The following is a 13013-nucleotide window of genomic DNA, read 5'->3' as shown; positions in this document are numbered from 1 at the left end:
GGGTCCGGGGTGCTCAGTCGTCGTCGCCGAGCACCGGTTCCGGCAGGGTGCCGGCGTTGTGCTCGAGGAGGCGCCAGCCCCGCGCGCCCTGGCCGAGGACCGACCAGCAGCAGTTCGTCAGACCGCCGAGACCCTCCCAGTGGTGGGGTTCCAGACCGAGGAGGCGACCGATCGTGGTGCGGATGGTGCCGCCGTGGCTGACCACCACCAGCGTGCCGTTGGCGGGCAGCTTCTCGGCATGGCGCAGCACGACCGGAGCGGCCCGGTCGGCGACCTCGGTCTCCAGTTCGCCGCCGCCCCTGCGCACGGGCTCGCCGCGCTTCCACGCGGCGTACTGCTCGCCGAAGCGGGCGATGATCTCGTCGTGCGTCAGGCCCTGCCACTCGCCGGCGTACGTCTCCTGGAGGCCCTCCTCGTACGCGACCGGGAGGCCGGTGATCGCGGCGAGCTCACCGGCCGTGGCCGCCGCCCGCCGGAGGTCCGACGCGACGATGGCGTCCGGCTTCAGGGAGGCGAGCAGACGGGCGGCGCGCTTGGCCTGGGCGACGCCCGTCTCGGTCAGCTCGATGTCCGTGGAGCCCTGGAAGCGGCGCTCCAGGTTCCAGGCGGTCTGGCCGTGCCGCCACAGGATGATCCGGCAGCCGCGGTTGGTCACCGCAGCTCACCGTCCAGGTCGGCCTCCTCCGCGGCCTGCTGCTCGGCGTGCTCGGCGCCCTTGCCGCGGGTCGCCTTGGCGTCCTCGGGCAGGTCGATCTCGGGGCAGTCCTTCCACAGGCGCTCGAGGGCGTAGAAGACGCGCTCCTCGCTGTGCTGGACGTGGACCACGATGTCGACGTAGTCGAGGAGGATCCAGCGGGCGTCGCGGTCGCCCTCGCGGCGGACCGGCTTGGCGCCGAGCTGCTTGTTCAGCTGCTCCTCGATCTCGTCGACGATCGACTTGACCTGGCGGTCGTTGGGGGCGGACGCGAGCAGGAAGGCGTCCGTGATCGACAGCACGTCGCTGACGTCGTACGCGATGATGTCGTGCGCGAGCTTGTCGGCCGCCGCCTGGGCGGCGACGGTGATGAGCTCGGTGGAGCGGTCCGTGGCGGTCACAGTTGAGCTTTCCTTCGGGTGGTGGATGCAACCCCAAGGGTCTCACGGACCGCCGACAGCGCCCCAGACGATTTCGTCACCGCCCCCGGCCGTAGTCCTGGCCGAGGACCACGGAGACGTCGGCGTTGGCCTGGGGCGTGCCCTTGCGGACCGCGCCCGCCGGCAGGCCGAGGGTCTTGGCGACCTCGGTGGCCTGCGTCTTCTTGGCCGCGTCGGCGTAGACGACCTGCGAGGTGGCCTGGGCCGTGGAGCCCGCGCCGCCGTCGATGAAGGTGTAGCCGCCGTTGACCAGGGAGACCCGGGCTTCCTGGCCCGCGGCCTTCTTCCCGGAGGCGTTCTTGACGCCGACCCGCACCGCCGCGCCCTTGTCCGGGCTCTTCACCGCGCCGCCGAGGACGTCCTTGACCACGGTGTCGCCGGCCTGCTCGGACAGCGTGCCGTCCGGGCGCACCGGCAGCAGCGTCGTCTTGTAGTCGCCGCCCTTGGCACGGTCGGCGAGCTTGGCGAGGAAGGCGCCGAGGTCCTTCTCCTCCAGGGAGGGGTCGAGGATCTGGGCGAGCGACTGCACGGTGGTCGTGGCCGCCTGCGGATCCGACGAGAGCTTGCGCAGCACGCCCTGCATGACCTGGCCGAAGCGGTCGAGCTGGGCGGACGCGGTCTCGCCGGGCGCGCGGTAGGTGGCGTAGGCGACGGCCATCGGGCCGCTGAGGGTCTGCTGCTCGCCCTTCTTCACGAGGGGCGCCTCGCCCTTCTTCGCCTTGGGGTCGGGCACGTCGGTGTCGGTGGTGACGTCGATGTTCCCGACGAGTTCGACGAGGTTGTTCAGGTACGGGGTGTCGAGCCGCCAGGTGCCCTCCACCTCGGTGCCGAGCACCGTGTCGATGGACTCGCGGGTGCCGGTCGAGCCGTCGTCGTCCACGGACTTGCCGAGCGTCGTCGGCGTCCCGTCGTCGTCCGACACGGAAAGGGAGTTGGGCAGCAGGACGGTGGCGCCCTGCTTCGTGGTGGCGTTGTCGACCAGGAGCGCGGTGGAGGTGCCGCCGCCCTTGGTGTTGTGCAGGTGGACGACGATCACGTCGCGCTTCTGCGCTCCGGAGGCCGCGGCCGCGGCGCCCTCACCGTCCGTCTGGCCCGGCAGCTTGCCCGCGAACCACAGGTAGCCGACGCCGCCCGCGACGACGAGGGCGAGCACCACGACCAGCGCGACGACCCGGGAGCGGCCGCGCCGCTTGGCCTCCTCGCGCCGCTCGGTCCGGCTCTCGGTGAACTTCAGCCAGTCGATGACGTCTTCGGATTCCTCGTCCGGCTCCTCGATGAACGAGAACTGCTCGGTCTTGTACGCGTCCTTGTGCTCACCCTCGGGTTCGCGCTCCGGCGTGGGCTCGGGTTCCGGGGCGGGCTGGGGCGGCACTTGAGCCTGTTGCTGATGCTGCTGGGGTTGCTGCGGTCGCTGCTGCTGGGGTTGCTGCTGCTGCGGAATCCAGCCGGTGTCGTACGAGGTCCCGGCGCTGCCGTACGTGTCGTACGCCCCGGCGCCGCCCACTCCGTAGGCCCCGGTTTCATAGCCCTGCTGCTGGCCGCTCGCGTAGGGGTCGTACCCGTACCCCTGATGTTGCTGCGCCTGCTGTGCCTGCTGCGCCTGCTGCTGCGTCTGCTGCTGAGGCACTTGAGGCTGCACCTGCTGGTACACCGGCCGCCCGTACTCGTCGTACCCGACGACCTGGTACTGGTCGGCGGCATACCCCTCCGCGTACCCGTCCGCGTACTCGCCCGCATACGGGTCGCTGCCCGCATACGGGTCGTACTGTCGGTCGTTCACCGGTGCCCCTCTCGGCTCATTCGCCGCGGTACAGCTCGCGCTTGTCGATATAACGCACCACACCGTCGGGCACCAGATACCAGACCGGGTCTCCCTTGGCGACCCGCGCGCGGCAGTCCGTGGACGAGATGGCCAGGGCCGGCACCTCCACCAGGGAGACACCGCCCTTGGGCAGCCCGGGGTCGGCCAGGGTGTGGCCGGGCCGGGTCACCCCGATGAAGTGCGCGAGGGAGAACAGCTCTTCCGTGTCCCGCCAGGTGAGGATCTGGCCGAGGGCGTCGGCGCCCGTGATGAAGAAGAGGTCCGTGTCGGGGTTGAGGGCACGCAGGTCGCGCAGCGTGTCCGTCGTGTAGGTGGCGCCGCCGCGGTCGAGGTCGATGCGGCTCACCGAGAACTGCGGGTTCTCGGCGGTCGCGATGACCGTCATCAGATAACGGTCCTCCGCGGGCGACACCTGCTTGTCGCTCTTCTGCCACGGCTGGCCGGTCGGCACGAACACCACCTCGTCGAGGTGGAACTGCGCGGCGACCTCACTGGCCGCCACGAGGTGTCCGTGGTGGATCGGATCAAACGTTCCGCCCATGACGCCCAGGCGGCGCTTGCCGTCGCTCACCGGACCGGTCGCTCGGCCGGTCTCCGGACCGGTAGGCATGCCCTGCTCTCCCATGCGTGCAGACCCTACCGGCCCGGCGGACGGACCCTGTTCGCTCAGCGGTCCCGGTTGAAGCGGGTGGTGATCCACAGGAGCAGCAGGAGGACGACGAACGCGCCGCCTCCGGTGAGGAGAGGGCTGAGGCTTTCGTGGTTGCCGCCGTGCTCGCCGCCCTCGGAGGCGAGAGTGACCAGCTGGGCGGCGTTGCTGTGGAGGCTCATCTCAGGCAGGACCTATCCGGAGGTGGGATGGACATAAAGACTTCTGGCCCATCGTAAGCGGGGGGTTCGTTCCGGCTCACGCCGACTCAGCCGTTGCGGTCCTCGGCGCCCTTGTCAGACGCGCTCTTCGCGCGCTCGCCGGAGGCGCTCTCCGGGCCCTCCACGTCCTTGCCGGACGCGCTCTCCGGGCTCTTCGGGCGCTGCACATCCTTGCCGGGCGCGCTCTCCGGGCTCTTCGGGCCCCGCTCCGGCACGTGTTCCGCGCCGCGGACCGAGCCGTTGTCGCTGCTCTGGCGGTACCCGCGCAGCAGGAACCAGCCGACCAGGACGCAGCCGACGACCATGACGATCAGCACGATCCGCAGCAGATTGCCCGGACCCTGCCGCTCCGCGGCCTTGGCCGCCTCGGTGAGCCAGACGGCCCCGGGGTTGTGCTCCATGACGGATGACTCCTTCTGTGCGCTGCCCTGTCACGGTATCTCCGCCTAGGCTGGACTCCACCTCGGGGGCACGAGAGGACGACACATGGGGGATGCGGCATGACCGACGACAACCACCGCGGCGGGGACGCCGGGGGCCACGAACGCGTGCCGGGCCGGCAGCGCAGGCGCTTCCCCGGCATCTCGTCGCGGGCGTACGAGCATCCGGCGGACCGCTCCGCCCTCGTGGCCCTGCGCAGGCTCACCGGCTTCGACACGGTCTTCAAGGCGCTCAGCGGCCTGCTGCCCGAGCGGAGTCTCAGGCTGCTGTTCCTCTCGGACTCGGTACGGGTCTCCGACGCCCAGTTCGCGCACCTCAACACCATGCTGCGGGACGCCTGTTACATCCTGGACCTGGAGAAGGTCCCGCCGATGTACGTGAACCAGGACCCGAACCCGAACGCGATGTGCATCGGCCTCGACGAGCCGATCATCGTGGTGACCACCGGGCTCGTCGAGCTGCTCGACGAGGAGGAGATGCGGGCGGTCGTCGGCCACGAGGTGGGCCACGCGCTCTCCGGCCACTCCGTCTACCGCACGATCCTGCTCTTCCTCACCAATCTCGCGCTGAAGGTCGCGTGGATCCCGCTCGGCAATGTCGCGATCATGGCGATCGTCACGGCGCTGCGCGAGTGGTTCCGCAAGTCCGAGCTGTCGGCGGACCGGGCGGGGCTGCTGGTCGGCCAGGACCTCAGGGCGTCGATGCGCGGCCTGATGAAGCTGGCGGGCGGCAACCACCTGCACGAGATGAACGTGGACGCGTTCCTGGAGCAGGCCGAGGAGTATGAGGCCGGGGGCGACCTGCGCGACTCCGTGCTGAAGATCCTGAACGTGCTGCCGCGCACGCACCCCTTCGCCACGGTCCGGGCCGCCGAACTGAAGAAGTGGGCCGAGTCCCGCGACTTCCAGCGGATCATGGACGGTCACTATCCCCGCCGCGACGAGGACGCGGAGACGTCGGTCTCCGACTCCTTCCGCCAGTCCGCGTCGTCGTACGCGGACGACGTCCGGCACAGCAAGGACCCGCTGATGAAGCTGGTCAACGACATCGCGGGCGGCGCGGGCGACCTGGGCGGCAAGCTGCGCGGCAGGTTCACGGGGCAGGGCGGCGGCAAGCCGGGCGGCGGCACACCCGGCAATGAGGGCGCACCCGGCAACGGTGGCGCGCCGGACGACGACCCCAGGTAACCGCGAGCCTTACGACGCCGACAGCGACGGCTGGGCCGAGGCCGCCAGCGTCCCGCACAGCGCCGTCGCGTCGCCCGTCGCGTACGGATCCGTGCCGGCCGACGGGCCGCCCGCCTTCGCCCGCTCGCCCGCCAGCAGCGGCCGCAGGTGGTTCGCCGTGTCGGCCGCGCAGGCGAGCGGTCCCGCCTGGGTGGCCGAGGTGATCACCTCGGCGCGGTGCATCCGCAGGTCGTCGCGGTCGAAGCGGAAGTGCAGCTCGCGGCGGACGGTGAACAGGGACGCGTCGGCCCGGTCCGCGCCGCCCGCGCGGCCCGCCCCGGCGGCGGGCCGCAGCGCGTACACGAAGGTGTGGTCCGAGGTCACCTCCAGGGTGTCCCGGTCGGTCTCGGTGAGGCGCAGGGTGCCCTCCGCCCTGACCCGCCGGTCGGCGAGCGCGGTCCGCGCCGGGTCGAACCGCACCAGCCAGCCGGTGGCGGCGTGCCGCCCGTCGGCCGCCGGGTGGGCGAAACTGCGGTCGAACTGGCTGAACTGGCCCGGGTCGAGCAGGATCCGCACGGACCGCGGGGAGCCGCCGGTGAGCACGTCGGGGTCGAGCGACGACTCGACGAGGTAGTCCTTCACGGTGATCAGCGCGGCCATCACCTGACTGTCCGAGAAGTGCGAAGTGCGGTGCACGGCAGGGAGGTTGATGCCGCCCGCGCCCGCCCGGAACTGTGCGGCGGGGCTGTGCGCGTACAGGCTCTTGACGCTCTTCGCGCCGGGCACGGCACCCCCGGGCACGAGCGGTATCACCGTCATGCGCAGCGGCTCGGGGCGCCGGGCCACCGGGGACTGGTACGGCTGGCGTACGCCCATGTAGATCGCCGTGCCGAAGGCGACCGCGATCAGGACGACGAGGATCACGAGCTGCCTCGACAGCATCTTGTGCAGTCCGGGGCGGCGGCGCACGGCGCGTGTGTGATCGTCCAGGCGCTCCCGCGCGGAGAACTCCTGGAGCCGGGCAGCCCGGACGAACGACTCGTCGAACACAACGGATCGGTACTCGTCCTCGCCACCCCCGGGAGTGCCGCCCTCGGGCGTCCCCGCCGGTGGTTCTGTTGGCCCGCCCATACCTTCAGGGTAGGTCTCCGGGCCGCCGGGTAAACGCCCTGGTACACGACAACTTCCGACAACTGCTCACGGTGGCGTTCGGCGGCGTGCGGCGGCGGAGCAGCAGGCCGCGCGCGGGTCCCGGTCAGGGCCTGCGGGGCGCCGCGGACATCTCCGGCCGGCCGAACCCGGCCGAGACGGAGGGTCCTGGCGGCTCCTTCTCGGCGCTCTGGCCGACCTCGGTCGATGCGGGCGACGGCACCTCGTCCCTGCGGTCCGACGACGCCCCGCGGTAGACGGCGGTGAAGGCGAGGGCGACCATGCCGATGCCCATCAGGAGGGCGAGCATCCACGCGATGGGCCGGTGCCAGCGGAGCCGGCCCGGGTGGCGGCCGGGGCGGCCGTACCTCTCGTCGAGGGAGTCGTACTCGAAGGCGTCGTCGAGGTCGTCGCGGCCCGCGCCGCCGTCGTCGGGGCCGAAGCCGTCCTCGTAGAGGTCGTCGTCCGCGGCGTCGGCGCCGCGGCCCCGGGTGCGGGCCCGCCGGGCCTCGGCCTCGGAGGCCTCGGCGCGCGCCTGGGCCGCGGCCAACAGCCGCTCCACGGCGGAGGGTTCATGGACCTCCGCGGCGCGCACGAACTCCTCGTCGAAGACCACGGAGGCGAACTCATCGTCCGCACCCCCGTGGTCGCGGTCGTCGTCGGGCTCCCGGCCGTCGGGAGACGACGGCGTGCCCCCCACGTCCTCCGGCACCCCTCCAGAGTAGACCTGGACGGGGCAATTTGGGCAGCAGGAAAGGGAATTCGACCGGGCCGTCCGTCAACCGGACGACGGCTCAGCGCACATGGCCGTCGCCCGTCACGATGTACTTCGTGGAGGTCAGCTCGGGCAGCCCCATCGGACCGCGCGCGTGCAGCTTCTGGGTGGAGATGCCGATCTCCGCGCCGAAGCCGAACTGACCGCCGTCGGTGAAGCGCGTCGAGGCGTTCACGGCGACCGTGGTGGAGTCCACGAGCTGGGTGAAGCGGCGCGCGGCCCGCTGCGAGGTGGTGACGATGGCCTCGGTGTGCCCGGAGGTCCACAGCCGGATGTGCTCGACGGCCTGCTCCAGGGTGTCGACGACGGCGGCCGCGATGTCGTACGAGAGGTACTCGGTCTCCCAGTCCTCGGTGGTCGCGGGCACGACGGTGGCCTTGGTGCCGTCCGCGTAGGTGAGCACCCGCTCGTCGGCGTGCACAGTCACCCCGGCCTCGGCGAGGGCGTCCAGGGCGCGCGGCAGGAACGCGTCGGCGATGTCGCGGTGCACGAGGAGCGTCTCGGCGGCGTTGCAGACGCTGGGGCGCTGCGCCTTGGAGTTGATCAGGATGTCGACGGCCATGTCGATGTCGGCCTCGGCGTCGACGTACACGTGGCAGTTGCCGGTGCCGGTCTCGATGACCGGGACGGTGGACTCCTCGACGACGGTCCTGATCAGCGAGGCGCCGCCGCGCGGGATGAGGACGTCGACGAGGCCGCGGGCGCGCATCAGCTCGCGGACGGAGTCGCGGTTCTCGCCGGGCACGAGCTGGACGGCGTCCGCGGGCAGGCCCGCGCCGTGCACCGCGTCGCGCAGGACCCGCACCAGGGCGGTGTTCGACGCGTACGCCGACGACGAGCCGCGCAGCAGCACGGCGTTGCCGGACTTCAGGCAGAGGGCGGCGGCGTCCACGGTGACGTTCGGGCGGGCCTCGTAGATGATCCCGACGACGCCGAGCGGGACGCGGACCTGGCGCAGGTCGATGCCGTTGGGCAGGGTCGAGCCGCGGACCACCTCGCCGACCGGGTCGGGCAGGGCGGCCACGTCGCGCACGTCGGCGGCGATGGCGCGGACCCGCTCGGGGGTGAGGGTGAGCCGGTCGATGATGCCCTCGTCGGTCCCGGCCTCGCGGGCCCGCGCGATGTCCTTGCCGTTGGCCTCGACGATCTCGGCGGTGCGCACCTCGAGCGCGTCGGCGATCGCGAGCAGCGCGTCGTCCTTGGCGGAGCGCGGCAGGGGCGCGAGGGTGGCGGCGGCGCCGCGGGCGCGGTAGGCGGTCTGGGCGACCGGCGAGAGGTTGTCGTAGGGCGAGACGGGAGAGAGCGACGTCATGCCCGCAGGGTAATCGCCGCGCGCCGGGCGTCCACCCGGTGTTCCAGTCCCCGAGACCGGCGGAAGGCCCCTTCGCGCCTGTCCGGACGTCGGCTCAAAACGGGTGTACGCCCACGGGGGCGGCCGGTAACGGACCGTAGCCCTCGGCTATCCGCTGGTGATAGGTGTCGCGGCCGATCACCTCGAGCCCCACGATCTCCCACGGCGGCAGCTGCGCGCTCTGCCGGTGCTCGCCCCACAGCCGCAGCGCCACCGCGGCGGCGTCGTGCAGGTCGCGGGCCTCTTCCCAGTAGCGGATCTCGGCGTGGTCCGGCGCGTATCTGCTGGTGAGCAGAAAGGGATGGTCGTGGGCGAGCTGTTCGAGGCCCCGCCTGAGCTCGTCCAGCGGGGCCGCCGCCCCGGAGACGCTCAGCGTGACGTGCCACAGCCGGGGCGTCGGCACCGGCTCACTCTCCCGGCCCTCGCCCTGGTCGCCCTCCCGCGCGCGGTGCGCCTCATTCTCGTACCCCGCACCTGTGGCGACGCTCGTCAGTGCCCGCTCGGCCGGCCCGCGGGACGCCGCCCCCGGACGCACTCGTCTCACGACGGCCTCCCTTACGCATGGTGATGCGGATACGCAATGGTCGTGCGGAACTGTCTTCAACAAAGTTGAGCAGGCCAAGCGGTGCCGCGGGGCGGTTTTGGGGAGTTTCACCTCGCGGGGGCCGGTCCCCGCGGGCCGTGCGCGACGGTTTTCGGCCGGGGCGTGCGGGGCTCGTGGGGCGGGCGGTACGAGCCGACCTGGGCTTTTCCGGCGCTACCCGTGGAGCAGGACCAAGTCGTCCCGGTGCACGACCTCCCGCTCGTACGCAGGTCCGAGTTCGCGTGCCAGATCGCGGGTGGAGCGCCCGATGAGCATCGGCACCTCCTTGGCGTCGAAGTTCACCAGACCGCGCGCCACCGCCCGCCCGTCGGCGTCCCGCAGCTCGACCGGGTCGCCCGCGGCGAAGTCGCCCTCGACCCCGGCGATCCCCGCGGGCAGCAGCGACTTGCGCCCCTCGACCACCGCCCGCACCGCGCCCTCGTCGAGGATCAGGGCGCCCCGCGGCTCGGAGGCGTGCTGCAGCCAGAGCAGCCGGTCGGCGGAGCGCCGTCCGGTGCGGTGGAAGTACGTGCCCGTGGCGCGGCCCGCGAGGGCGTCGCCGGCCTGGCTCGCGGAGGTCAGGACGACCGGGATGCCGGCGGCGGCGGCGATCCCGGCCGCCTCCACCTTGGTGACCATCCCGCCGGTGCCGACGCCCGCCTTGCCCGCGCTGCCGATCTCCACGTGCGCCATGTCGGCGGGTCCGGTGACCTCGTCGATGCGGGAGGAGCCGGGCCGCGCGGGGTCGCCGTCGTAGAGGCCGTCCACGTCGGAGAGGAGGACGAGGAGGTCGGCGTGGACGAGGTGGGCGACGAGGGCGGCGAGCCGGTCGTTGTCGCCGAAGCGGATCTCGTCGGTCGCCACGGTGTCGTTCTCGTTCACGACCGGCAGCGCGCCCATGGCGAGCAGCTGGTCGAGGGTGCGCGAGGCGTTGCGGTGGTGGGCTCTGCGGGCCATGTCGTCGGAGGTGAGGAGCACCTGTCCGACGCGTACGCCGTACCGCGCGAAGGAGGCGGTGTAGCGGGCCACGAGCAGCCCCTGGCCCACGCTGGCCGCGGCCTGCTGGCGGGCCAGGTCCTTGGGGCGCCGCACCAGGCCCAGCGGGGCGAGTCCCGCGGCGATGGCGCCGGAGGAGACGAGCAGGATCTCGCGCTCACCGCCGCCCCGGCTCTTGGCCAGGACGTCGACGAGCGCGTCGACGCGGTCCGCGTCCAGGCCCCCCGACGCGGTCGTCAGGGACGACGACCCGACCTTGACGACGACCCGCCGGGCCTCTGCCACTGACTGCCTTGCCGCTGCCACGCTCTTCCCCAAGTGCTCCCGATGCCCCGGACCGGCATGCTCCGGACCGGACCAGCATGCTCCGGACCTGCAATCTACGTGAGCGCATGGGCGGGGCGCCCACGCGTTTCGAGGAACGGACCCCACCATGGAAAACACATGAGCGTATTCGAGTCAGAGGCAGAAACCGGCCTCGAGGTTCAGTCCCTTTGCCCCTTTATCCGGTGATTGACGTCACGGAAGATTGCTAGTAGGCCACTGCACGTCATACGGTCAGTGGTCGACTTCCCCCCACTCCCCCTTCATCCCCTCCATCCCCGCCAGGAGCCCAAGCCCGTGCCCTCTGCCGGACTCGCCCCCCGACGCATCGTGCAGCTGACAGCGCTGTTCGCGATGTTCGCGCTCTTCGCGACGCAGCTCGCGACCGCGCTGATCCCCTATGTCCCGGTGTTCATCGCCGCGGCGGCCGCGAATCTCGCGCTCGACATCTATCTGCAGTACAAGCAGCCGGGCCTCCTCTCCCTCCTTGGCAAGATCCGCTTCGACGTCACGGTGCGCCAGCTGCTCCGCGACATGCTGATCCTGGTGGGGCTGCTGCGCATCGACGGCATCGAGCCGCTGGCCGAGCAGTCCCCGCTGACCATCGCGCTGCTCGCCTTCTACGCCCTGCACTTCGCCTGCCAGGCCGTCGCCGTCCTGGTGCGCAGGACCCGCTCGCTGCCGATCGTCACGCGCAACATCGACACCTCGAAGCTGCACCTCACGGCCGCGCCGCCGCGCATCCTCTCGCGCCGCCAGGCCCACCGGCTGCTGACCTTCTCGGTCCCGGCGACGGCCGGCCTGCTGGTCACCGCGGGCACCACCGACGCGTACTGGGGCGGCATCGGGCTCGCCGTCTCCCTCGTGCTGATCGGCGCCGGCGCGCTCTACCTCGCCACCTGGCTGCTCCCGAAGAAGCGCGCGAAGAACGACGAGAAGGTCATGGAGTGGCTCGACGCGTGGCTGGCGCAGTACAAGCCGACCGTCGCCATGTACTTCTCCGGCGGCACCACGTCCGCGTACCAGGCCAACATGTGGCTCTCCACCCTCGCCCAGCTCGACGGCAAGCCGCTGATCGTGCTGCGCGAGCGGTTCATGGTGCAGAAGATCGACGCGACCGACGTCCCGATCATCTGCTTCCCGAAGGTCGCGACGATGTTCTCCCTGGAGACCTCGACGCTGAAGATGATGCTGCACCCGGCGAACGCCGCGAAGACCTCGCAGGTGCTGCGCATCCCCACGATCAAGCACGCCTTCATCAACCACGGCGAGAGCGACAAGCTCTCCTCCTGCAACCCGTACGCGAAGGCGTACGACGAGGTGTGGGTGGCGGGCCCCGCGGCCCGCGACCGCTACCAGCTGGCGGACATCGGCGTCGAGGACAAGGACGTGGTCGAGGTCGGCCGCCCCCAGCTGTCCCCGATCCGCCCGTACTCCGGCGCGCCCACCGGTGCGTTCACCACCGTCCTGTACGCCCCCACCTGGGAGGGCTGGGACGGCAACCCGGGCAACACCTCGGTGGTCCTCGCGGGCGAGAACATCGTCCGTGAGCTGCTCGCCGACCCCGGCGTGCGCCTCCTCTACAAGCCGCACCCGATGACCGGCTCGCAGAACCCTGCGGCGGGCGCCGCGAACGAGCGCATCAAGGCGATGATCGCCGCGGCCAACACCAAGCGCTCCGGCGCCCGGCCCGGCGCCGAGGCCGCGGCCGAGCTGGCCCGGCGCACCGAGGAGCTGGACCGGCTGACCGCCCGCTCCTTCCGCAAGAGCGCGGACGAACAGGAGCGCATGATGCTCCAGGGCTCCCCGGACGGCGACCAGCAGGCCGCGGTGGCCGCGGCGACGGCCGCGTGGGAGACCGCGTTCTGGGCGTCCTTCCCCGAGTGGGAGCACCAGATCGTCACGGCGGCGCGCCCCGCGATCTTCTCCTGCTTCAACCAGGCCGACGTCCTCATCAGCGACGTCTCCTCGGTCGTCTCCGACTGGCTGAGCAGCGAGAAGCCGTACGCGGTCGCCAATACGGCCGGCATGTCCGAGGCGGAGTTCCGCGCGAGCTTCCCGACGGCCTCTGCGGCGACGATCCTCACCCCCGAGGCGGACGGCGTGGCGGCCCTCCTGAAGGCCGTGCGCGCCCCGGAGCTCGACTCCCACGCGGAGGCCCGCGCCGAGCTCAAGGAGCACCTCCTGGGCCCCTCGGACCCGCCCTCGCTGGTCCGCTTCAACGCCGCCGCGCTCGCCCTGTGCGCCCAGGCGGACGCCCGCCGCGCCCGCATGGACCAGCGCGTCGACGCGGACATCCCCGGCCAGCGCGCCGCGGAGGAGGCAGCCGAGGAGGCCGAGCAGGAGGCGTCGGAGCAGGCCGAGCAGAACGGCGCGGAGGACTCGGTCACCGCGTGACCTGA

General features: G+C 71.9%; 13 protein-coding genes. 2 read left to right on the top strand and 11 right to left on the bottom strand.

The window, feature by feature from the left end; all coding sequences use genetic code 11:
* Window positions 1-13: 13 nt before the first annotated feature.
* From ACZ6CV_RS00525 to ACZ6CV_RS00500, 6 genes are all read right to left on the bottom strand, one after another.
* Window positions 14-655: a histidine phosphatase family protein gene (locus tag ACZ6CV_RS00525; protein ID WP_362369338.1), complete on the bottom strand. Its 642-nt coding sequence runs from the start codon at window positions 653-655 to the stop codon at window positions 14-16.
* On the bottom strand, window positions 652-1095 hold the full coding sequence (rsfS, locus tag ACZ6CV_RS00520; RefSeq protein WP_150167662.1) for a ribosome silencing factor: 444 nt from the start codon (window positions 1093-1095) through the stop codon (window positions 652-654). The genes ACZ6CV_RS00525 and rsfS overlap by 4 nt, the downstream gene beginning before the upstream one ends.
* Before the next feature lie 76 nt (window positions 1096-1171).
* Window positions 1172-2914, bottom strand: a complete 1743-nt coding sequence (locus ACZ6CV_RS00515) for an LCP family protein (protein ID WP_469248457.1) — start codon at window positions 2912-2914, stop codon at window positions 1172-1174.
* 16 nt (window positions 2915-2930) lie between these two features.
* Complete coding sequence (gene nadD, locus ACZ6CV_RS00510) at window positions 2931-3581, bottom strand: nicotinate-nucleotide adenylyltransferase (protein ID WP_355808335.1); 651 nt, start codon at window positions 3579-3581, stop codon at window positions 2931-2933.
* Between the two features lie 41 nt (window positions 3582-3622).
* On the bottom strand, window positions 3623-3787 hold the full coding sequence (locus ACZ6CV_RS00505; RefSeq protein WP_150184080.1) for a hypothetical protein: 165 nt from the start codon (window positions 3785-3787) through the stop codon (window positions 3623-3625).
* Between the two features lie 86 nt (window positions 3788-3873).
* A complete protein-coding gene (locus ACZ6CV_RS00500; RefSeq protein ID WP_469249629.1) occupies window positions 3874-4227 on the bottom strand; it encodes a hypothetical protein in 354 nt (117 codons plus the stop codon).
* A 99-nt stretch (window positions 4228-4326) separates the two neighbouring features.
* Between ACZ6CV_RS00500 and ACZ6CV_RS00495 the strand changes: the two genes are divergently transcribed.
* A complete protein-coding gene (locus tag ACZ6CV_RS00495) occupies window positions 4327-5454 on the top strand; it encodes a M48 family metallopeptidase (RefSeq protein WP_469248455.1) in 1128 nt (375 codons plus the stop codon).
* Between the two features lie 9 nt (window positions 5455-5463).
* Here ACZ6CV_RS00495 and ACZ6CV_RS00490 read toward each other — a convergent pair whose 3' ends face one another.
* From ACZ6CV_RS00490 to proB, 5 genes are all read right to left on the bottom strand, one after another.
* Complete coding sequence (locus ACZ6CV_RS00490; RefSeq protein WP_469248453.1) at window positions 5464-6564, bottom strand: SCO2583 family membrane protein; 1101 nt, start codon at window positions 6562-6564, stop codon at window positions 5464-5466.
* 124 nt (window positions 6565-6688) lie between these two features.
* On the bottom strand, window positions 6689-7294 hold the full coding sequence (locus ACZ6CV_RS00485; RefSeq protein ID WP_469248451.1) for an SCO2584 family spore wall biosynthesis protein: 606 nt from the start codon (window positions 7292-7294) through the stop codon (window positions 6689-6691).
* A gap of 82 nt (window positions 7295-7376) precedes the next feature.
* Window positions 7377-8669 carry a glutamate-5-semialdehyde dehydrogenase gene (locus tag ACZ6CV_RS00480; protein WP_362369324.1) on the bottom strand — a complete coding sequence of 431 codons (1293 nt, stop codon included), beginning with the start codon at window positions 8667-8669 and terminating at the stop codon, window positions 7377-7379.
* Between the two features lie 94 nt (window positions 8670-8763).
* Complete coding sequence (locus ACZ6CV_RS00475; protein ID WP_469248449.1) at window positions 8764-9252, bottom strand: hypothetical protein; 489 nt, start codon at window positions 9250-9252, stop codon at window positions 8764-8766.
* A gap of 213 nt (window positions 9253-9465) precedes the next feature.
* Window positions 9466-10572, bottom strand: coding sequence for a glutamate 5-kinase (proB, locus tag ACZ6CV_RS00470; protein ID WP_469248447.1), 1107 nt, complete (start codon window positions 10570-10572; stop codon window positions 9466-9468).
* Between the two features lie 336 nt (window positions 10573-10908).
* On the opposite strand from proB, the gene ACZ6CV_RS00465 reads away from it, so the two are divergent.
* Window positions 10909-13008: a hypothetical protein gene (locus ACZ6CV_RS00465; protein ID WP_469248445.1), complete on the top strand. Its 2100-nt coding sequence runs from the start codon at window positions 10909-10911 to the stop codon at window positions 13006-13008.
* The last annotated feature ends 5 nt before the right edge of the window (window positions 13009-13013 follow it).

It is taken from the genome of Streptomyces sp. NPDC041713 (assembly GCF_055591085.1).
Note: the sequence above shows the minus strand (reverse complement) of the source record. Positions and strands in the feature narration are given on the sequence as shown.

Bases quoted from the DNA above. Each gene is read 5' to 3' on its own strand.
- nadD (WP_355808335.1), bottom strand. From the start codon at position 3,581: ATGGGAGAGCAGGGCATGCCTACCGGTCCGGAGACCGGCCGAGCGACC.
- ACZ6CV_RS00490 (WP_469248453.1), bottom strand. From the start codon at position 6,564: ATGGGCGGGCCAACAGAACCACCGGCGGGGACGCCCGAGGGCGGCACT.
- ACZ6CV_RS00480 (WP_362369324.1), bottom strand. From the start codon at position 8,669: ATGACGTCGCTCTCTCCCGTCTCGCCCTACGACAACCTCTCGCCGGTC.
- ACZ6CV_RS00505 (WP_150184080.1), bottom strand. From the start codon at position 3,787: ATGAGCCTCCACAGCAACGCCGCCCAGCTGGTCACTCTCGCCTCCGAG.
- ACZ6CV_RS00495 (WP_469248455.1), top strand. From the start codon at position 4,327: ATGACCGACGACAACCACCGCGGCGGGGACGCCGGGGGCCACGAACGC.
- ACZ6CV_RS00500 (WP_469249629.1), bottom strand. From the start codon at position 4,227: ATGGAGCACAACCCCGGGGCCGTCTGGCTCACCGAGGCGGCCAAGGCC.